The organism is Arthrobacter sp. UNCCL28, assembly GCF_900102805.1.
GTDB lineage: Bacteria > Actinomycetota > Actinomycetes > Actinomycetales > Micrococcaceae > Arthrobacter > Arthrobacter nicotinovorans_A.
Genome location: NZ_FMWE01000005.1, coordinates 1 through 17,670 on the forward strand (window position 1 = coordinate 1; position 17,670 = coordinate 17,670).

At 62.1% G+C, this 17,670-nt stretch carries 22 protein-coding genes, 1 tRNA gene and 1 pseudogene; 15 read left to right on the forward strand and 9 right to left on the reverse strand.

The features are described from left to right. Nucleotides 1-304 (forward strand): annotated as a pseudogene (locus tag BLQ01_RS22405) (IS256 family transposase); the annotation flags it as partial. Between the two features lie 222 nt (nucleotides 305-526). On the opposite strand, the gene BLQ01_RS14380 reads toward BLQ01_RS22405, so the two are convergent. Then, the gene (locus BLQ01_RS14380; RefSeq protein ID WP_026541680.1) at nucleotides 527-1,186 is read right to left on the reverse strand and encodes a hypothetical protein; all 660 of its coding nucleotides are present in this window, start codon (nucleotides 1,184-1,186) and stop codon (nucleotides 527-529) included. A gap of 238 nt (nucleotides 1,187-1,424) precedes the next feature. Between BLQ01_RS14380 and BLQ01_RS14385 the strand changes: the two genes are divergently transcribed. From BLQ01_RS14385 to BLQ01_RS14405, 5 genes are all read left to right on the forward strand, one after another. Then, nucleotides 1,425-1,497 (forward strand) — tRNA-Lys (locus BLQ01_RS14385). A gap of 125 nt (nucleotides 1,498-1,622) precedes the next feature. Continuing rightward, the gene (locus BLQ01_RS14390; RefSeq protein WP_091552492.1) at nucleotides 1,623-2,099 is read left to right on the forward strand and encodes a hypothetical protein; all 477 of its coding nucleotides are present in this window, start codon (nucleotides 1,623-1,625) and stop codon (nucleotides 2,097-2,099) included. Next, nucleotides 2,089-2,691, forward strand: a complete 603-nt coding sequence (locus BLQ01_RS14395) for a hypothetical protein (protein WP_139183498.1) — start codon at nucleotides 2,089-2,091, stop codon at nucleotides 2,689-2,691. Before BLQ01_RS14390 ends, BLQ01_RS14395 begins: the two co-directional genes overlap by 11 nt. 84 nt (nucleotides 2,692-2,775) lie before the next feature. Further along, a complete protein-coding gene (locus BLQ01_RS14400) occupies nucleotides 2,776-3,372 on the forward strand; it encodes a hypothetical protein (RefSeq protein ID WP_139183499.1) in 597 nt (198 codons plus the stop codon). A 190-nt stretch (nucleotides 3,373-3,562) separates the two neighbouring features. Further along, nucleotides 3,563-4,048 (forward strand): hypothetical protein, encoded by a 486-nt coding sequence (locus tag BLQ01_RS14405; protein ID WP_091552497.1) that lies wholly within the window; start codon nucleotides 3,563-3,565, stop codon nucleotides 4,046-4,048. Between the two features lie 65 nt (nucleotides 4,049-4,113). Here the strand turns inward: BLQ01_RS14405 and BLQ01_RS14410 are convergent, their stop codons facing one another. After that, nucleotides 4,114-4,734: a class I SAM-dependent methyltransferase gene (locus tag BLQ01_RS14410; protein ID WP_091552499.1), complete on the reverse strand. Its 621-nt coding sequence runs from the start codon at nucleotides 4,732-4,734 to the stop codon at nucleotides 4,114-4,116. A 198-nt stretch (nucleotides 4,735-4,932) separates the two neighbouring features. Here BLQ01_RS14410 and BLQ01_RS14415 point away from each other — a divergent pair, with 198 nt between their 5' ends. Next, nucleotides 4,933-6,459: an arabinosylfuranosidase ArfA gene (locus BLQ01_RS14415; protein WP_091552500.1), complete on the forward strand. Its 1,527-nt coding sequence runs from the start codon at nucleotides 4,933-4,935 to the stop codon at nucleotides 6,457-6,459. A gap of 13 nt (nucleotides 6,460-6,472) precedes the next feature. Here the strand turns inward: BLQ01_RS14415 and BLQ01_RS14420 are convergent, their stop codons facing one another. The 5 genes from BLQ01_RS14420 to BLQ01_RS14440 form a co-directional block, all read right to left on the reverse strand. Next, on the reverse strand, nucleotides 6,473-6,847 hold the full coding sequence (locus BLQ01_RS14420; RefSeq protein WP_091552502.1) for a hypothetical protein: 375 nt from the start codon (nucleotides 6,845-6,847) through the stop codon (nucleotides 6,473-6,475). Nucleotides 6,848-6,964: 117 nt separating this feature from the next. Beyond that, entirely contained in the window at nucleotides 6,965-7,282 is a 318-nt protein-coding gene (locus BLQ01_RS14425) for a hypothetical protein (protein WP_035761003.1), read from the reverse strand. Between the two features lie 11 nt (nucleotides 7,283-7,293). Next, entirely contained in the window at nucleotides 7,294-8,016 is a 723-nt protein-coding gene (locus BLQ01_RS14430; protein ID WP_091552503.1) for a GAF and ANTAR domain-containing protein, read from the reverse strand. 125 nt (nucleotides 8,017-8,141) lie between these two features. Further along, on the reverse strand, nucleotides 8,142-8,924 hold the full coding sequence (locus BLQ01_RS14435) for a GAF and ANTAR domain-containing protein (protein WP_026541690.1): 783 nt from the start codon (nucleotides 8,922-8,924) through the stop codon (nucleotides 8,142-8,144). A 97-nt stretch (nucleotides 8,925-9,021) separates the two neighbouring features. Continuing rightward, nucleotides 9,022-9,741: a GAF and ANTAR domain-containing protein gene (locus tag BLQ01_RS14440; protein ID WP_091552505.1), complete on the reverse strand. Its 720-nt coding sequence runs from the start codon at nucleotides 9,739-9,741 to the stop codon at nucleotides 9,022-9,024. 203 nt (nucleotides 9,742-9,944) lie between these two features. Here BLQ01_RS14440 and BLQ01_RS14445 point away from each other — a divergent pair, with 203 nt between their 5' ends. Genes BLQ01_RS14445 through BLQ01_RS14455 form a run of 3 tightly spaced genes read left to right on the forward strand, consistent with a single transcriptional unit; the run spans nucleotide 9,945 to nucleotide 12,554 of the window. Then, a complete protein-coding gene (locus BLQ01_RS14445; RefSeq protein WP_091552507.1) occupies nucleotides 9,945-10,352 on the forward strand; it encodes a RidA family protein in 408 nt (135 codons plus the stop codon). 57 nt (nucleotides 10,353-10,409) lie between these two features. Further along, nucleotides 10,410-11,414, forward strand: coding sequence for a LacI family DNA-binding transcriptional regulator (locus tag BLQ01_RS14450; RefSeq protein WP_091552509.1), 1,005 nt, complete (start codon nucleotides 10,410-10,412; stop codon nucleotides 11,412-11,414). Nucleotides 11,415-11,453: 39 nt separating this feature from the next. Then, a complete protein-coding gene (locus BLQ01_RS14455; RefSeq protein WP_091552510.1) occupies nucleotides 11,454-12,554 on the forward strand; it encodes a D-TA family PLP-dependent enzyme in 1,101 nt (366 codons plus the stop codon). A gap of 9 nt (nucleotides 12,555-12,563) precedes the next feature. Here the strand turns inward: BLQ01_RS14455 and BLQ01_RS14460 are convergent, their stop codons facing one another. Both BLQ01_RS14460 and BLQ01_RS14465 read right to left on the reverse strand, forming a co-directional pair. Continuing rightward, nucleotides 12,564-13,154 carry a hypothetical protein gene (locus BLQ01_RS14460; RefSeq protein ID WP_139183500.1) on the reverse strand — a complete coding sequence of 197 codons (591 nt, stop codon included), beginning with the start codon at nucleotides 13,152-13,154 and terminating at the stop codon, nucleotides 12,564-12,566. Nucleotides 13,155-13,252: 98 nt separating this feature from the next. Further along, nucleotides 13,253-13,774, reverse strand: coding sequence for a flavin reductase family protein (locus BLQ01_RS14465; protein WP_091552513.1), 522 nt, complete (start codon nucleotides 13,772-13,774; stop codon nucleotides 13,253-13,255). Between the two features lie 198 nt (nucleotides 13,775-13,972). On the opposite strand from BLQ01_RS14465, the gene BLQ01_RS14470 reads away from it, so the two are divergent. From BLQ01_RS14470 to BLQ01_RS14490, 5 genes are all read left to right on the forward strand, one after another. Beyond that, complete coding sequence (locus BLQ01_RS14470; RefSeq protein ID WP_026541696.1) at nucleotides 13,973-14,275, forward strand: urease subunit gamma; 303 nt, start codon at nucleotides 13,973-13,975, stop codon at nucleotides 14,273-14,275. A gap of 8 nt (nucleotides 14,276-14,283) precedes the next feature. Continuing rightward, nucleotides 14,284-14,637: an urease subunit beta gene (locus tag BLQ01_RS14475; RefSeq protein ID WP_091552515.1), complete on the forward strand. Its 354-nt coding sequence runs from the start codon at nucleotides 14,284-14,286 to the stop codon at nucleotides 14,635-14,637. Further along, the gene (ureC, locus tag BLQ01_RS14480) at nucleotides 14,634-16,364 is read left to right on the forward strand and encodes an urease subunit alpha (RefSeq protein WP_091552517.1); all 1,731 of its coding nucleotides are present in this window, start codon (nucleotides 14,634-14,636) and stop codon (nucleotides 16,362-16,364) included. The genes BLQ01_RS14475 and ureC overlap by 4 nt, the downstream gene beginning before the upstream one ends. 16 nt (nucleotides 16,365-16,380) lie before the next feature. Beyond that, a complete protein-coding gene (ureE, locus tag BLQ01_RS14485; RefSeq protein ID WP_026541699.1) occupies nucleotides 16,381-16,854 on the forward strand; it encodes an urease accessory protein UreE in 474 nt (157 codons plus the stop codon). Between the two features lie 147 nt (nucleotides 16,855-17,001). Then, on the forward strand, nucleotides 17,002-17,670 hold the full coding sequence (locus BLQ01_RS14490) for an urease accessory protein UreF (protein WP_091552519.1): 669 nt from the start codon (nucleotides 17,002-17,004) through the stop codon (nucleotides 17,668-17,670).

A 17,670-nucleotide genomic window follows, 5' to 3' on the forward strand; every position in this document is an offset into this window, starting at 1 on the left:
CCTGCAGATCGCCTCGACTACTAATCGCATTGAAGGCGGCACCAACGCCCAACTCCGGTTGCTGCTGCGGGCCCACCGGGGCATGAGTGAAGAACATCGAAAACGCGCGATCGAGTGGTACCTCTACCTGCACAGCGAACAGCCCCTGCCACCGGCCAAACTCATCAAAGCCGTGCATTACCGTCCGGCCAAGACCGAAGCCATCACCACGACCGAGCAGAAGCCCGGGCCCGAGCTCTACAGCACCGGACTCAGCGCCGACGAAGGACTCTGGCATCGCAAAGGATGGGCAGGCCGCACATGACACACCCGAGATTTACACACGTTTTGTCCTATAACCCGCGTTTGGGCATTAAAATGGTGCCGAACCGGATACGCCTCTCGGCGGTAGGCCGCTCGAAGCGGCTATAAGTTGAAGCCCGGGGGTTTCGCGGTTCGACACCAGTTTTAGTTTTCACCGTCCGGCGGCCTAAGTCAACATTGACAGTCCGGCGCCGGCGTGGGTACGTTTCGCCCTGTTTGCCGGCTAGTCCAGCTCGCCCAGCCGCCATGCGTTGGCCGCGTGCTCAAGGTCCTCGGCCGTTTTGACCAGCTGGTGCGAGTTGCGGGTCAGCTTGCTCGCATGGCCTTCATTGCTGTGCTCCGCCCCGTCAGCCAGGGTCGCCTGGCCGAGTGCTACTACGCGGCAGAAAGCAGCGGAACGTTCCAGCGCTACGTCGAACTCGCCGTCGAACGCACCGGACAAAATGGCGTCAGCCATGGTCTTCATTTCGTCTGCTCCGGGCGGCTCCGCGGCACCTGCCACCACATTGGCAACCTGCGCCGTATCGCGTCCGGCCCGGAAATAGACGGAGATTCTTTCAGGGTTCTGGATGGTGGCGGCGCGGAGGGCATAGAGCCGCCACAGCGCGCCCGGGAGGCTCCGTGCCGGGCTCTCGGCCCACATCTCAGCGATGGCTTCCAAGCCCTGTTCGTCGGCCAGTTTCACCAGGCGGTGGGTGACCTTGGGGTCGTCGCTGTCGCGCCCCCGCCGCACCAATGCCTGTGCAGCAAGGTGGGCTGCCTCGGAAACCCGCGCGGGATCCGCCCCGCCGGCGAACGGTTCGAAATCGATCGGGGCAAAAGGCTTGGGCTTGTGGTGCCTGTTTGCTCCGCCGTACGCGCGTGGTCCTGGCTGTTCGCTCATGAGTTCACCGTACTCCTGTGCTCTGGTGGGGTCGAGTAACGGTTGCCGGGCTGCGCCCTTGCCGGCGCTGTGCCTTCACCACCCACTTTGCCCCCGTCCCGGGCCCTACAGGCCTCGGCCGCCCCACGCCGCCGTCGAACGTTCACCCAAAGAAGGTGACGACGGCGCGCGTCCGGTTGAGTTCCTCGTCTGCCGTGACGTTGGGGTACAGTATTCATGGCTGTTTCTACAGCTGGAGGGGCCCTTAGCTCAGTTGGTAGAGCATCGGACTTTTAATCCGTGGGTCGTGGGTTCGATCCCCACAGGGCCCACCCTCCAAGACAGGCCGGAGACCTTGAGTCTCCGGCCTGTTTTTATTTTCCCGGTCACGTCCCACGCTGCGATTCCATCGGTTATGCTATTCGATGGATTAACTGTTCAAGCGAGGGGGCCAGGCGTGGGGATCTTTGATACGGCGGTGGAGATTGCGTTCGACGATGGTGCCGCCGACGCTCTGATCAACGCTGCTGATTCCGCGGATCAGACCCTGCGCTCCGAGGGTAGCTTCGTTGGTGTCGCCACGGGTTACGCGATGGAGGACTTCAAGGGCGGCTATGCGACCTTGTTCAACAACGCTCTGGCCGTCCGGGCCGATGACCGGGGCCGGCTTGCCGGTGTCCTTGCGGCGTTGGCGGAGGACGTCAGGCAAGCAAAGCTCAAGGCACGGGAAGAGAAGTCCCGGCTGAAGGAACTTGCTGCGTGGGAGCAACGCGCCGATTTCCGTGAACAACACTTTCAAACTTTCCAGGGCGTGGCGAGCGATCCGATGCCCGCGGAATGGCCGGTGGCTGCTCCGACGATTTCAGCGGTGTTCTCCGCGGGGGCCCGGGCCCGGTTCGCCGGCGGAGCGGGGAATGAATCGCATGTCTTATGAACCCAAGGCCCGGATAAAGGCCAGCAGCATACTCGCCGCGTTAGTCGGCGCGGCCATGGTGATGAGCGCCTGCACACCCACCACGGAGAACCCTATGACCGGCTCAAGCAACCCCAGCGACCCTGCAACTGTCAAAGCACAGGTTGAAGAACTCAAGCAAGCCCTGAAGGATCTCCACGCGTTCAAAACCGAAACCCAGAAAGCCATTGGACCCCAGAAATGGGTCGATAAAGGCACCCGAAACAGCGCCTGCAATGCAGGTGATGGCAGGGAGGGAGTGAACTACAGCGTCATGAGCCAAACCCCTGATCCCGTCGACCTGGAAGCATCAGTCATCGTGGTCAAAACGTTCTGGGAATCGAAGGGCTTTACCACCCGCGTGGAAACCAACCCGTTGGACCCTGGTCTCATCCGCCTCTACGCCAATCAGAACGGCGGAAACCTCATATCCTTCACCGCGAATGTCAAAGGCTCCGGCCTGGAAATGGACACTGTCTGCATCGCCGGAGACCAGCACGAAATCTACAAGGAGCTGTATCCCGAAATTTACGGGACCCCTTCTAGCCCCGGTTCCTCTCCGTCTGCTAATTAGGCTGTCTGGTGCGCCAAAGGAGCCGCCTATGTCGCCTCGTGCTGGCTTGTGGGCTGTGGAACAGTTTCCGGAAGAGCGAGCCGCATGTCCTATGAATCCAAGTCCCGGATAAAGGCCAGCCGCATACTCGCCGCGTTAGTCTGCGCGGTCGTTGCACTGAGCGCCTGCACACCCACCACGGAGAACCCTATGATCGGCTCAAGTAGCTCCAGTGACCCTGCAACTGTCAATGCCCAGGTCGAAGAACTCAAGCAAGCTCTCTCGGATCTCCGCGGCTTCAAAACCGAAACTGAAAACGCTGTCGGGCCCCAGACATGGGCGGATGAGAGCCTTCGAAACATGGACTGCAGCACCCCTGAGGGAGAAGAGGGCGTGAACTACAGCGTCGTGAGTCAGACCCTTGAAACCCTCGACATGGAATCGTCGGTCAACGTTGTCAAGACGTTTTGGAAATCCAAGGGCTTCACCACCCGCGTCGAATCAAACCCAAAAGACCCAGGAAACATCCGTCTCTATGCCAATAAGAACGGCGGACATCTCGTATCCTTCACGGCTACCACCAATGGCTTGAGCCTCGAGATGAACAGCGCCTGCGTCGCTGGGAATCAGCATGAAATCTACAAGGAATGGGACAGGCAGGAAGCGAGTGCCAGTCCCACACCGAGTACCAAGGAGAGCTGACGCGGAGTGCTGGCTTCTGGGGGTGTCCTTTCCTGCCTCGTGCTGACTTGTGGCCTGTGGAACGGCTTCAGGAAGAGTGAACCATATGCCCCATGAACCCAAGGCCCGCATAAAGACCAGCCGCATACTCGCCGCGTTAGTCTGCGCGGCCGTTGCTCTGAGCGCCTGCACACCCACCACGGAGAACCCTATGACCGGCTCAGCCAATCCCAGCGACCCTGCGACCGTCAAAGCCCAGGTCGAAGAGCTCAAACAAGCCCTCGCGGATCTCCACGCCTTCAAAACCGAAACCCAACAAGCCATCGGACCCCAGAAATGGGTCGATAAGGGCACTCGTAACATGGATTGCAGAACCTCCGACGGGCAAGACGGCGTGAACTACAGCATCCTGACCCAAACGCCTGACCCCGTGGACCTGGAAGCATCAGTAAGCGTGGTCAGAGCGTTCTGGGAATCCAAGGGCTTCACCACCCGCACCGAAACCAACCCCCGGGACCCGGGCCTCATCCGCCTCTACGCGAACGAGAACGGCGGACACCTTCTGTCCTACTACGCAAACATCAAAGGCTCCACGCTGGAAATGGACACCGTCTGCATCGCCGGGAATCAGCATGAAATCTACAAGGAATTGGACGGGCAGGAAGCGAGTGCCAGTCCCACGCCGAGTACCAAGTAGAGCTGACGAGCCCCGGCCCCTTGTTGACTCTGGGCCGGTCCCTAGCAATTAAAGTGGGGGTGGGTTCAGCCAACGCGACCGGGAGTGAGCAGCCGCTTCGCGACGATAGCCGCGTGGGGGCGCACTCCGGGGTCGACGCGGGAGTGCCTGCTGACAATGCTGAAACCGGCTTCCTGCAACAGTCCCGACATCTCCTCCACAGACCAGAAATAGGCGGACGTCACTGCATGCGGGAACGACTCACCCGCCGGGCCATCGAAGAAGCCGAGCAGGAGGCTCCCGCCGGGAGCGAGGCAGCGGGCAAACTCGTTCAAAACCCGGCTGATCCCAGCCGGGGGAGTGTGAATCAGGGAGTACCAGGCGAGGATTCCCGCCGATGAGTGATCCGGCGCAGGCAGCCGTTGAAGTGACCCGACAGAGAACCGAGCCTCCGGACAGAATCGCTTGGCCGTCTCAATGAACTCCGGTACCAGGTCCACGCCTTGGACGTCCACCCCGGTGGAGTGCAGGAAGGCTGTCCATTGCCCAGGCCCGCAGCCGGCATCGATGACTTCCCCGGACAATCCCTGGGCCCATGACAGCACGAGGTCCCTGTCGGCTGGATGCGTACTGCTGATGGATCCGAACAACGAGGTGTACTCGGCGGAACGCGCAGAATAGGCGGCTCTCACTGCTCTCAAGGACATGCGTCCCAGCCTAGAGGCAACCGGCACCCCACCATGTTCGAATCATCGGCCGCAAAACGGCGTGCCCCGCGAACAGCGGTGCGAAGGAAGGGTCCCGCCAAGAAATCTCTTGACTCCTACACCAAGGCCACGTCAGCATGGTTTCTATAACGTTGTAAATCAGCAATGCAGACCACGCAGCAGACAAGGACCCACCCTTTGGGAAACCAAGACAACCCCACGGCCAAAATCACCATCGACCCCACCTTCGTTGTGGGCCCCGTCAGGAGGAAGACATTCGGCGCCTTCGTGGAGCACCTCGGACGCTGCGTCTATACGGGCATCTTCGAGCCAGAGCACCCGAAAGCCGACGACGACGGCTTCCGCACCGACGTCCTCGACCTCACCAAGGAACTCGGCGTCTCCACGGTCAGGTACCCCGGCGGAAACTTCGTGTCCGGCTACCGCTGGGAAGACGGAGTGGGACCCAAGGAGGACCGCCCAACAAGGCTCGACCTCGCCTGGCACTCCAGTGATCCCAACCTCGTGGGCGTGGACGAGTTCGCCAAGTGGTCGGAGAAGGCCGGGGTTGAACCCATGATGGCCGTGAACCTGGGCACCAGGGGGACCCAGGAAGCGCTGGACCTGCTGGAGTACTCCACCATCAAGGGTGGAACGGCCTTTTCCGAACAGCGCAAGGCGAATGGCGCCGTCGAGCCTCACAACATCACCATGTGGTGCCTCGGGAACGAGATGGACGGCTTCTGGCAGATCGGCCACAAGAAGGCGGACGAGTACGCGCGGGTTGCCGCCGAAACGGCGCGGGCGATGCGCATGGTCAACCCGGACCTGGAACTGGTGGCCTGTGGAAGTTCCGGACCCACCATGCCCACGTTCGGCGAATGGGAGCGCGTGGTCCTCAATGAGACATACGAATTGGTGGACCTGATCTCGGCGCATCAGTACTTTGAGGATTTCGGTGACCTGCAGGAGCACCTGTCAGCCGGGCACCGGATGGAGGCGTTCATCAAGGACTTGGTCTCCCACATCGACCACGTGAAATCAGCCAAAAAGTCTGGGAAGCAGATTAATATTTCCTTCGATGAGTGGAACGTCTGGCACATGTCCCGCGACGAATCCAAGGCGCCCACAGGGGATGATTGGCCCGTGGCGCCGGTGCTGCTGGAGGATCGCTACACCGTTGCCGACGCCGTGGTGGTGGGGGATCTCCTCATCACGTTGCTGCGCAATACGGACCGCGTCCACTCCGCGAGCCTCGCACAATTGGTCAACGTGATTGCCCCCATCATGACCGAGCCGGGCGGCCGCGCCTGGAAGCAGACAACGTTCCACCCGTTCGCGCTCACCTCGCAAAATGCCTCCGGTACGGTGCTGAACCTCGCCGTCGAATCCCCGCTGCTGGAGACCGAAAAGACGGCAGGTTTCACAGCCTTGTCGGCCGTCGCGACCTACGACGCAGAAGCCAAGGAGGCCGTGGTTTTTGCTGTGAACCGCTCGGCAACGGACGCGCTGACGTTGGATGCCGCCGTCGGGAGCCTCAACGCCGGCAAGGTTATCGAGGCCGTCACTTACACCAACAAGGATCCGTACTGGCAGGCCACTGCCGACGATTCGACATCGGTCCTGCCCACTGAGAACGTCAGTGTAAAGCTCGACGGCGGTCGCCTCACCGCCGGTCTTCCGGCCGTGAGCTGGACCATGATCCGGTTGTCACTGGAGTCGTAGTCCTTCCGAAGCGCTACGCGATCTGCTGCGTGCCGTCGTGGAACATGGGGTACGCGGAGATCGGTGTGACTGTTGCGGACAGGTTTGGTTCCGGTGCCTGCGGTGCGGGCGCCGGGGCCGGCTGGTCGACGGTCACGATTTCCATGGACTCCATGTCCAGGAGCCGGCGGCTTCCGGTATCGTCCGTGAGCCAGAAAAGGTCCGTGCCGGCAACGGTTTTCACCACGCTGCCGCGGTGGTAGAGGCGGCCGTTGTGCCAGGCCTCGATGTAATCACCCGGACTTAGTGGATGCGGTTCTTCCTTGCTTCCAGGCATGGTGCCAAATGCCTGCGCCAGGCTGGCTTGGGTCTTCAGTGCCTGGAATAGATCCCTGTTTGCAATGCTCATGTCTGCTCCCCTCGGCTCGCTTCGCTGTCTGGTTGCCGTCAGCTGTGCGCTGGTTGACTACAGCTTTGCCCATGTTTGTTGCAGGCTCGTTGCACGGGGATGAGCGGTGTGTGACGCCTACCGGGGGTCGTCGCCGTCGTCGGGCAATTCGCCTTCCGCGGGACGAGGCGTTTCGTCCAGGGGAAGCTCGTCGGCGTACGGCGCGTGCGGTCCGGGTCCACTGTTGGAAAGCTCGTTTGCGGCCATGGCCAGGAGGTCGCGTTCCAATTCGGGGAGGGAAAGCATGCCCTGCAGGTACGCCTCAACCTCGTACTCACCCACCGATCCACCGATGCTGAAGTACTGCAGCCATAAAGTGCCTGTGGTGACACCCGCGCCCGAGAGTGCCGCATGGAGTCTGCGGCGTTGCTCGGGTTCGTTGTTGTCGAAGCCCATGTCCTGCGGCCTTAGTTCCCGTTTGCCGGTATCCCGGCTACGAGTTCCGCACTGACTTCCTGCAGGCTTTGGTTCTTGTCGCGCGATTGCAGGATGAGTTGTTGGAGGGCCCGCTCGTGGGTAGTTTTGTGGCGTTCCATGAGGATTCCGCAGGCACGGTTGACTACGTCCCGGCTGTAAAGTGCGGCCTGAAGCCCTTCGGAGATGCGTCGGGGTGTCTCGGCGCTCTGGATATGGGAGAGAAGCGTGGCGGCTGGGGAAGCAAAAAGCTCCATGAGGTACGTGGAAGAAGCATCGAAAACATCAGTCTCGGATGCGTAGACTTTGATGGCGCCGATGCTGTGACCATTGGCCATGAGCGGCGCACTGACCACCGATCGGATGGGCAGGGCGCTGACGGCGTCACTCCACTCCGGCCAGCGGGTATCTGTGCGGACATCGGTGAGGAGTACGGATTCCTCGGAGGCCCACGCAGTCAGGCAAGGACCTTGGCCCAGGTCATATTGCAGGTGGTCCACTTGCTCCACAATGCCGTCCGTAAAACCGGTACTGGTCCTGCGGCCCTGGGAATCCAGGATGGAAACGCCCGCCCCGATTGACCCCGGCACGGATTCCTTGATGGCCTGGGACAGGCTCTGGACGGCCTGGTCCACCTTTTCCTCGGTGAGGAGCAGGCCCAATATCCTGCCTATGGCACCTGAGAGTTCGTCAAGAGGAAGCTGTTTCTTCGTCATGGTCTTCTCCCCGGCTCTTCATGTCGGCTGGCCGACACGGACATCCTGTGAATCACTGCACTCCTACGTTGCATTTCAAGCCTAATGCCCTTCCTGCTTCATGCCTCAACCCGTCATCCCCATTGCTACTCCTCAAAGGCGGCCGAGATGTTTCGATCCCCGGCCACATGGGCAATGACGTTTTCCGCTACAACGCGCAGTTTGATGTTGCGGTGGCTTGAAGCGTTGACCAGAATTTGGAAGGCAGCGTCCCTGCTGCAGCGGTTCTGGGCCATGATAATTCCGACGGCGGTATCGATCGCCGTGCGTGAATCCAGGGCAGCCGCGAGATTTTCCCGCGCATCCCTGAGTTGGGCGATCCTTAGTGCCAAATACAGAGCTTTCGCCCCGGTGGCTGTCACCCGCTCAGCCGCAACCACGTCGTCATGGGAGAAGCCATGGCTGCGGGTCGAGTAGAGGTTGACCACAGCCTCTGCGGTGCTGTTCAACTCCATGGGCAAAGCCAGAATGGAGCCCACGTCGGTGCAGGCAGCGGCTTCCATATAGTCCCGCCATCTGTCCTCGTGCCGGACATCGGGGACATGGGTGATGGTTCGCGTCCGAAGCGCCGTAAGGCATGGTCCGTCCCCGAAGCTGTTCTGGATATCGTCCAGTTTGCGGGCCATGGGATCGCTGTCCGCCACGGCAACAGGTTTCTTTTGCCGGATGACTGTCACCCCGCAAGCAATCGTGTTCCCGGGTTTAGTCAGTTCGCGGGCAGTCAGCTCGGCCAGATCCTGAAGGAATTCGCGGATGTCCGCATTATTCGCGAGGAGATCCTGCAAGTGCACCAGGAAGTCCGTCAGATCGACGTGGTCCTCCAAAGGACCAGCGGTGGGGATCTGCTCCGATGGCTGGGTCTCAGTCATGGTTGGTTCCCTACTACTGCCGTGCAGGAGGCCTGCAGGGGTTGATCAAATTCTCCATGCTCTTTCCACATCCAAAAAAGACCTGCATTCATCGACACTACCTGCCCCCCTGATCTCCGTGTCCGGCCCTATCCAGGATGTCGCCGGCTATCTCATGCAGCCGTCTATTACTGTTGCGGGACGCCAGCTGGATGAGTCGCAGCGCCGATTCGCGGTTGCAATGGTTTTGCACCATGATCAGCGAAATAGCGGCGTCCACAATCGCCCGTGACTTCAAGGCTGAACGCAAATGCCCGGGGTACGGTTCCTCCGCGTGCAGCCGCAGTGCCAGCCGCAGAATCCGCGAAAGGGAGTCCGCGTGCTGTTTTACCAATTCCACCGTGTCCGGGGTGAACGTCCGCAGTTCCGTGGAGTAACAGTTCAGGGCCGCCCTTGAGCCGTTGTCAGTGGCGATGGGGACGGCCAGCACGCTCCGGATGCCCTCGTCGGCGATAGCGGCGGCATAGTGCCGCCACTGGTGATCCGTCAGAAGGTCAGGGATGAGGACGGTACGTTGCTGCCGGAGCGCCGTGAGGCATGGGCCGTCGTCGAACTCGTATTGCTTTTCATCCAGGCGCCGGGCAGCGTCACTGCTGCTGGCCACTGTGGAGGGGCCGCCGTCGCGCTCCACCGTGATGGCGCAGAGCATTGGCGCTTCTCCGCCCAACAGCGATGCCGAAATCGTGGTGAGGCCGAGGAGGAATTCCGTGAAGCCGGGGCTCTCCAACAGCAGGTCCTGCAACTGCTCAGCTGTTGGTACTGCATCGTTCAGGGCCATTAAGGCCTCATTCCCGGGTACGCCGGGCGTGCGAGTCCGGCTGGCGGCAGTGCGCTCGTGTTCGCGCACGGCCCGGATATTCAACTCCGGACCTTGTGCCACACCCGAAATCTCCTACTACCGACACTACGCCGTTGCCCTGAAACATGACAGGGCGAGGCCCCGTGATGGGATGTAGTCAACCCGACAAACAAAGGATGCCCATGCCCAGTGCCGTGACGCTCATTCGTTCCAACCTGCTCAGCTTTGCTGCAGAGTATGCCTATGCCGCGACGGCCCCAGCCGGTGCCAGGCTGATCTTCCTGGCAGGGTCTTGTCCGCTGAATGAGGACGGGACCACTGCAGGTATTGGTGACTATCAAGCCCAAGCCAGGAAGGCGGTGGAGAACATGTGCCTTGCTTTGGAAGCCGCCGGAGCAGGAATCACGGACGTCATCTCCACTCGCGTCTTGGTGGCCTCTTCCGAGCAGTCCGATCTGGTGGCCTCCTGGGAGGTGGTGCGCGCGGCGTTTGGTGAGCATGACGTCCCGAGCACGCTGATGGGCGTCACTGTCCTTGGCTACGACCATCAGCTGGTGGAGATCGAGGCAGTCGCGGCTGTCATGGACTAAGCCCGCAACGCCCTGGTCTGCAACGATGTAAGCCAACAGGACAAAAGGAGCACCTTGATGGCCGTCACCATGAACGACGTCGCGCGCGTTGCCGGGGTCTCGTTGAAGACGGTCTCCAACGTGATCAACAACTACGAGTTCATCAGGCCCGCCACCAAACAGCGCGTCCTGGATGCCATTGACGAGCTGGGCTACGAGGCCAACCTGACAGCCCGCAGCCTCCGCTCCGGCAAGACCAGCATGATCGGCTTGGTGTTGGCCGACCTCTCCATTCCGTATTACGCGGAGTTGGCATCGGACATCATGAAAGCCGCCTGGGCCCGAGGCTACCGAGTGCTGGTGGAGCAGTCCGGGAACGGGCCCGGGCACGAGAAAGCGGCGCTCCAAGGCCAGTTCCGAACCCTCACCGATGGCCTCCTTTTCATCCCCCTGACCTTGGATGCGGAACAGATCATGGATGCCGCCGGCAAGAAGCCCCTGGTCCTGCTCGGCGAATACGTGCAGGATCCCCGGCTGGATATGGTCCTCATCCAAAACCACCGGGCGGCGGCAGCGGTCACCGCGCACCTGCTGGCGGGCGGCCGCCGTCGAATAGCCGTTTTGGGCGCGCACGACGGCGACACGACAGGCAGCAACGGCCTCCGCCTTGAGGGGTACAAGGCTGCGCTCGCTGACGCCGGCGTTGCCTACGATCCCGCTTTGGTGATTGATTGCGACTGGCGGCGCGACGGCGGTGCTGAGGGAACCGCGAGGTTGCTGGACAGCGGCGTGGAATTCGACGCCGTTTTCGGGCTCAACGACGCCCTCGCCCTGGGCGCGCTTCACGAGCTTTTGGTCCGTGGCAGGAAGGTCCCGGAGGAGATCGCCGTTGCTGGTTTTGATGACATTGACGAGGCGAAGTTTGCCTCGCCGTCACTGACCACGGTGGCGCCGGGGCGTGCGGAAATTGCGGAGCGCGCCGTTGAACTCCTTATTAACCGGATCGAAAACAAGGAGGCCCCGCTTCACGTGCAGCAGCCGGAGGCGGCCTTCGAGCTGCGGATCAGGCAGTCGGCGCCCTGACCGCCGCTGCCGGTGCCCGGGGCCGTTAGTGTTTGAGGAATGAACGTGATTCCCGCTGAAGTTGTGACCCCTGCAGTCCTGATCGACGTCGATGTCCTGGACCGGAACATCGAACGCATGGCGGCCAGCATGCTCGGCAGGGGACTCAAGCTCCGCCCACATGTGAAAACGCACAAGACCTTGGAGATCGCGCGGAAACAGTTGGCGGCCGGTGCCGTGGGGATCACCGTGGCCACAATCGGCGAGGCCGAGGTCTTCGCCGCGGACGGCGTCAAGGATATTTTCATCGCCTATCCGCTCTGGGTGGAGGCCCCGCATGCTGACCGACTCCGCGCCCTGGCAACGGCGTGCCGCCTGGCAGTCGGTGTGGATTCGGCTGAAAGTGCGACGACGATGGGCCGCCAACTCGGGGCGGACGCCGGCATCATTGAGGTGCTGATCGAAGTGGACAGCGGTCATCACCGCAGCGGCGTTTTGCCCTCTGAGGTGGTGGAGGTGGCCAAGGCTGCGGCCGCTGCGGGGCTGACCGTATCCGGGGTCTTTACGTTCCCTGGACACAGCTACAGGCCAGGGATGCCCACCGGCGCGGCCGGCAACGAGAACGATGCTTTGGGGCTGGCCGCGGCGGCATTGGCTGGGGCGGGCTTCGAGGTCACCACCATCAGCGGAGGATCCACGCCCACGGCCCTGATCTCCGGGGAATCGGCAGCAACCGAACTGCGCCCGGGCGTCTACGTGTTCGGCGACGCCCAGCAGCTGGAACTCGAACGGTGCTCGTGGGACGAGATCGCGCTGACGGTTGCGGCCACCGTGGTCAGCAGGCACGAAGCTGCAGGTGGGAACGTCCGCCGGGTTGTCCTGGACTCCGGCAGCAAGATCCTGGGCAGCGACCGCCCGGATTGGGCCACAGGGTTTGCGCGGCTGCCTGAATACCCCGAAGCCAAGGTCACTGCCTTGTCAGAGCATCATGCCACTGTTGTTTGGCCGGACTCCTCGGAGTTGCCGCCACTGGGTACCAGGCTGCTCGTGATCCCCAACCACGTGTGCCTGACCATGAACCTGGTGGACCAGGTGACTGTGGTGCGCGGTGGGACCGTGGTGGAGCAGTGGGCCGTGGCGGCGCGGGGGAGGAACAACTAGGGGCAGGAACTAGTCACGTTGCATTTGAATGGTGACTTCATAAGAGCCGGATCCCCCCGAGGACTCTTCGATGCAGAGAGACTCCCTGCTTGATCCCCCGGACTCGGCACTGACGCAGCCCGTGTACGGCCCCGAACCCGAACCATTAGAGGTGGAGTCCATGCCGAACCGGCTGGCGGCCTCGTCCAGGCTGACCTCGTGATCCACTGACCACCGGGCGCTCAGGCGAAGGCATGAAGTGTCAATGGAGAGACATCCGGGATCGACCTTGGGGTCGTTCCGGAACACCTCCACCCAGTCATCTTCCGGTACGCTGTCCGCCCGGGCCATCATTTCGTTGGCCTTCTCTGCCTGGTTGCCTCCGCCGCCGTTGATCCCTTGGCTGAGGGCGGACCATCCCATGATTCCAAGAACGCTAAGCAGGGTCACCGCCAGTGCGATTCCGCCCAGGATCCAGCCAAGCTTGCCCTTCTTCCGTGGCGAAGGTCCCTGCCATCCAGGCTGAGGTAGTCCGTAGTGGGGCTGGGGAGGAGGCTGACCCTGGGGAGCGTAGTTCCCTTGAGGCGAGTACGGGGGTTGGTGGCGTTGGTACGGGTCCATTTCCGTAGCCTCTCTGGTTCGGATCCGGCAGGGGCTTCGTGCACCATGATTGCACGCGGCGATCGAACGAAGGGTCGTCCCAGCCGTGTTCCGTACTGTCAGCCAACCGCCTGCGCGCTGCGGAACAGGGTGTGGAACTCCCGGTCGTGGTATACCAGTGGAGCCGAGCCGCCAAGGTTGGGCCTGATGTCGAGGACTGTGGCGGCCAGCAGGACCGAACCACCCAGCGGCGCCCGGTGGACAATTTCGCAGCGCAACGCCCACTGAGCCTCCCTGAGCAACGGCTCGCCCGTGGGAAGCAACTCCCAGTCCATGTCCTGCGTGAACCGCGGGGCAGCAGGATCGGCGAACGCGCGTGCCAGCTCCAACTGATCGGCGCCGATGAGGTGCACCACGATTCTCTCCGCAGCGGCGATGTGCGAGGCCGAACGGCCGCTGGTCACAGAGAAGGCCAGGGTGGGCGGATCCACGGCCACGGACGCCACCGAGGACGCCGTGAGACCTACGGCGCCATCCGGCCCCGAAGCGGTAATAATGGCGACTCCCGCCGGATGGGAGCGGAATGCGGCCCTGAAAAGATCGCCGACTGGTTCGGACTGCAAGGGCTGGGGGTAGGTCATTAACGCACTTTCATGGGACTGGCCAGGGCTGGCGGCCTTGATGGACGCACACCCCACTGATGCTAGGACCTCAACTTAACTTGAGGTCAATTCCGGTAAATCCGACCCCCGACTGAGACGAATTGGAAACGTAGCCGAAACTTCCGCTCCTTACGCTGAACACAATCTGTCCAAGTGCCCGGCGTCCAAGGAGTACCCATGCATCTACTGCCCCGCGAGCAGGAGAAACTCATGATCGTGGTGGCCGCCGATCTCGCGCGGCGCCGCCAGGCACGGGGACTGAAGCTGAACTATCCCGAGTCTGTGGCGATCATCAGCTACGAACTCATCGAAGGCGCCCGGGACGGCAGGACAGTGGCCGAACTCATGAGCTACGGAACCACCATCCTCCGCCGCGAAGATGTGATGGAAGGCGTGCCGGAGATGATCCACGATGTCCAGATCGAAGCCACATTCCCCGACGGCACCAAGCTCGTCACCGTCCACCACCCCATCCGATAGGAGCCACCATGATCCCCGGCGAATACAGGCTCCAGCCCGGTTTGATCACCTGCAATGACGGCCGTGACGCAATCGGCGTCGAGGTTGTCAACCGCGGTGACCGTCCGGTCCAAGTCGGCTCGCACTACCATTTCGCCGAGGCGAACCGTGCCCTCGAGTTCGACCGCGACGCCGCTTACGGCCGTCGCCTGGACATCCCGGCCGGCACGGCCGCGCGCTTCGAACCGGGCGATCGAAAGACCGTTCAACTGATTGCGATTGCCGGGAGGCGTGAAGTTTTCGGGCTCAGTAACGCCGTGAACGGAACGCTCGACGCCGGCACCCGCCAGAGCGGTCCGGCTTCCGAAGGAGACGCCAAATGAGCTTCGACATTCCCCGCAAACAGTACGCCGAGCTGTACGGGCCAACCACCGGCGACGCCATCCGGCTGGCGGACACCGAACTGTTCCTTGAAATCGAGAAGGACTACACAGCTTACGGCGAAGAGGTGGTGTTCGGCGGTGGCAAAGTCATCCGCGACGGCATGGGCCAGAACGGACAACTGACCCGCTCGGAGGACATCCCGGACACGGTGATAACCAACGTGATCGTCCTGGACTACACCGGCATTTACAAGGCGGATGTTGCCCTGAGGGACGGGTACATCTTCAAAATCGGCAAGGCAGGCAACCCGCAGATCACCGACGATGTGGACATCGTGATCGGCGCCGGCACGGAGATCATCGCCGGCGAACGGAAAATCCTCACAGCCGGTGGCATCGACACCCACATCCACTTCATCTCCCCGGAACAGGTCCCGGCCGCGCTCTGCAACGGCATCACCACCATGGTGGGCGGCGGCACCGGTCCGGCCGAAGGAACCAAAGCCACCACGGTCACCCCCGGCGCCTGGCACATCTCCCGGATGCTGCAGGCCGCCGAAGGCCTCCCCGTCAATATCGGCCTGTTCGGAAAAGGCCACGCATCCGCCGTCGAGCCCCTCGCAGAGCAGATTCGCGCCGGCGCTGTAGGGCTCAAGGTGCATGAAGACTGGGGCTCCACCACCTCGTCCATCGACATGTCCCTGCGTGTGGCCGACGAATACGACGTCCAAGTGGCCATCCACACCGACACCCTCAACGAGTGCGGTTTTGTGGAAGACACCATCCGGGCCATCGACGGCCGCGTCATCCACACCTTCCACACCGAAGGCGCAGGCGGTGGGCACGCCCCGGACATCATCAAGATCGCCGGGCTGCCCAACGTGCTCCCGGCCTCCACCAACCCCACCCTGCCGTACACCCGCAACACCATCGAAGAGCACCTGGACATGCTCATGGTCTGCCACCACCTCAACCCGGACATTCCCGAGGACGTAGCCTTCGCAGACTCCCGCATCCGGGCCGAAACCATCGCCGCCGAAGACGTCCTGCACGACCTCGGCATCTTCGCCATCACCTCCTCCGACTCCCAAGCCATGGGCCGTGTCGGCGAAGTAGTCACCCGCACCTGGCAGGTAGCCGACGCCATGAAACGGCAACGAGGCGTGTTGAAGGATCCCTCCGGCACCACCCACGGATCCACCGAATCCGACAACTTCCGGCTCAAACGCTACGTGGCCAAATACACCATCAACGCCGCCATCGCCCAAGGCATGGCAGATGTCATCGGTTCCGTGGAAGAAGGCAAATTCGCGGACCTGGTGCTCTGGGACCCCGCGTTCTTCGGCGTGAAACCCGAACTCGTCATCAAAGGCGGTCAGATCGCCTACGCCCTCATGGGCGACGCCAACGCCTCCATCCCCACACCCCAGCCCCGCACCATGCGCCCCATGTTCGCCACGTACGGCAAGGCCTTGCAGCAGACGTCCATCACGTTCCTGTCCAAAGCAGCCATCGACGCCGGAGTGCCCGCCGAACTCGGCCTCGAACGCATCATCAAACCCGTCACCGGCATCCGCAACCTCACCAAAGCGGACCTCAAATACAACGGCGAAACGCCGGAGATCGCCGTCGACCCCGAAACCTACAAAGTGAGCGTCGACGGCGTCGAAGTCACCTCCCAGCCCTCCGACGTGCTGCCCATGGCGCAGCGCTACTTCCTCTTCTAAGCCGTTTAGGAATCACATGATCATCGAAAAAATCCTCGGCAACCTCCACGAACAGCCCAACGACTTTGAGGGCCGGCACAAAGAAAAAGTCGTACTCCCGAGCTCCCTGCTGGTCAAACGCATCCAACGCGTCACCACCGACCACGGCAAAGAACTCGGCATCCGCCTCCCCGCCGGCACCGGCGACCTCCGCGACGGCGACATCCTCGCCGTCGAACCCGGCAACGTCATCGTCATCTCCGTGCTGCCCACCGACGTCCTGGTTATCGGGGCGCGGACAATCCACGAGATGGGGATCGTGGCGCATTCGCTCGGCAACCGGCATTTGCAGGCGCAATTCTTCGATGCCGCTTCCGAGTACGGAGCCGAAGTCATGGTTTGCCAGTATGACCACACGGTCGAAGATTATCTGAAGAGCGTTGGCGTCCCCTACGACAGGCAAGAGCGGGTCATGCCGGTGCCCTTCCGCCATGCTGAGCATTCGCACTAATACCGCGGTCATGGTGCCGGTCGTAGGTGCCCGTGGCTGGGACGCCGGGCCGGGATTTGGGCCGTGCCCGCTTCGCGATGCCCTCCACACCGCGGCCCAAAATCCCGGCCCGGCTTTCGTCTGGGTGCTCACCTTTAGGAGCGGCTCATGACCTCCTATCAGCTGGCTCTTCAACAGTTGACTGACTCTGCGTTGCCTACGGGGGCGTTTGCTCATTCTTTGGGGTTTGAGAGCTATGTGCATCGTGGGTTGGTTTGGGATGAGGGGTCTTTTGGGGAGTGGTTGGGGGCTTTTGTGGGGCAGCAGCTTACTTATTCGGATGGGTTGGCTTTGCGGTTCTTGTATGACGGGGTGGATGTTGGTTTGTTGGATTCTGTTCTTTCTGCGCAGTTGTTGGCTCGGGAGGTGCGGGAGGCTTCGCTCAAGATGGGTGGGCGGTTGTTGGAGATTGGCGGGGAGGTGTTTCCTTCGGCGGAGTTGGCAGCGTACCGGGAGTTGGTTCGTGGGGGTGGGGCCGCGGGACATCAGCCTTTGGCTTTTGGGGTGATTGCACGGTCACTGGGTGTTCCGTTTGAGGCCGCGCTCTCTGCCTATTTGTTTGCCGCAGTGACTTCCCTGACCCAGAACGCAGTGCGCGCCATTCCGCTCGGGCAGAACGCCGGGCAGCGGGTACTGCGCCACGCGCACGACGCCGTAGCTGCCGCCGTCGAGGATGTAGCACAGCTGTGCTGGGACGACTTCGGGGCCGTCAGCCCCGGACTGGAAATTTCACAAATGCGGCACGAACGGCAACGCGCCCGCATGTTCATGAGCTAG

Excerpts from the sequence above, each read along its gene's own strand:
- BLQ01_RS14400 (WP_139183499.1), top strand. The coding sequence starts at position 2,776 with ATGTCCTATGAATCCAAGTCCCGGATAAAGGCCAGCCGCATACTCGCC.
- BLQ01_RS14475 (WP_091552515.1), top strand. The coding sequence starts at position 14,284 with ATGATCCCCGGCGAATACAGGCTCCAGCCCGGTTTGATCACCTGCAAT.
- BLQ01_RS14430 (WP_091552503.1), bottom strand. The coding sequence starts at position 8,016 with ATGACGAAGAAACAGCTTCCTCTTGACGAACTCTCAGGTGCCATAGGC.
- BLQ01_RS14410 (WP_091552499.1), bottom strand. The coding sequence starts at position 4,734 with ATGTCCTTGAGAGCAGTGAGAGCCGCCTATTCTGCGCGTTCCGCCGAG.
- BLQ01_RS14440 (WP_091552505.1), bottom strand. The coding sequence starts at position 9,741 with ATGGCCCTGAACGATGCAGTACCAACAGCTGAGCAGTTGCAGGACCTG.
- ureC (WP_091552517.1), top strand. The coding sequence starts at position 14,634 with ATGAGCTTCGACATTCCCCGCAAACAGTACGCCGAGCTGTACGGGCCA.
- BLQ01_RS14460 (WP_139183500.1), bottom strand. The coding sequence starts at position 13,154 with ATGGACCCGTACCAACGCCACCAACCCCCGTACTCGCCTCAAGGGAAC.
- BLQ01_RS14405 (WP_091552497.1), top strand. The coding sequence starts at position 3,563 with ATGACCGGCTCAGCCAATCCCAGCGACCCTGCGACCGTCAAAGCCCAG.
- BLQ01_RS14425 (WP_035761003.1), bottom strand. The coding sequence starts at position 7,282 with ATGGGCTTCGACAACAACGAACCCGAGCAACGCCGCAGACTCCATGCG.
- BLQ01_RS14490 (WP_091552519.1), top strand. The coding sequence starts at position 17,002 with ATGACCTCCTATCAGCTGGCTCTTCAACAGTTGACTGACTCTGCGTTG.
- BLQ01_RS14420 (WP_091552502.1), bottom strand. The coding sequence starts at position 6,847 with ATGAGCATTGCAAACAGGGATCTATTCCAGGCACTGAAGACCCAAGCC.
- BLQ01_RS14470 (WP_026541696.1), top strand. The coding sequence starts at position 13,973 with ATGCATCTACTGCCCCGCGAGCAGGAGAAACTCATGATCGTGGTGGCC.
- BLQ01_RS14435 (WP_026541690.1), bottom strand. The coding sequence starts at position 8,924 with ATGACTGAGACCCAGCCATCGGAGCAGATCCCCACCGCTGGTCCTTTG.
- BLQ01_RS14380 (WP_026541680.1), bottom strand. The coding sequence starts at position 1,186 with ATGAGCGAACAGCCAGGACCACGCGCGTACGGCGGAGCAAACAGGCAC.
- BLQ01_RS14465 (WP_091552513.1), bottom strand. The coding sequence starts at position 13,774 with ATGACCTACCCCCAGCCCTTGCAGTCCGAACCAGTCGGCGATCTTTTC.
- BLQ01_RS14455 (WP_091552510.1), top strand. The coding sequence starts at position 11,454 with ATGAACGTGATTCCCGCTGAAGTTGTGACCCCTGCAGTCCTGATCGAC.
- BLQ01_RS14450 (WP_091552509.1), top strand. The coding sequence starts at position 10,410 with ATGGCCGTCACCATGAACGACGTCGCGCGCGTTGCCGGGGTCTCGTTG.
- BLQ01_RS14445 (WP_091552507.1), top strand. The coding sequence starts at position 9,945 with ATGCCCAGTGCCGTGACGCTCATTCGTTCCAACCTGCTCAGCTTTGCT.
- ureE (WP_026541699.1), top strand. The coding sequence starts at position 16,381 with ATGATCATCGAAAAAATCCTCGGCAACCTCCACGAACAGCCCAACGAC.
- BLQ01_RS14395 (WP_139183498.1), top strand. The coding sequence starts at position 2,089 with ATGTCTTATGAACCCAAGGCCCGGATAAAGGCCAGCAGCATACTCGCC.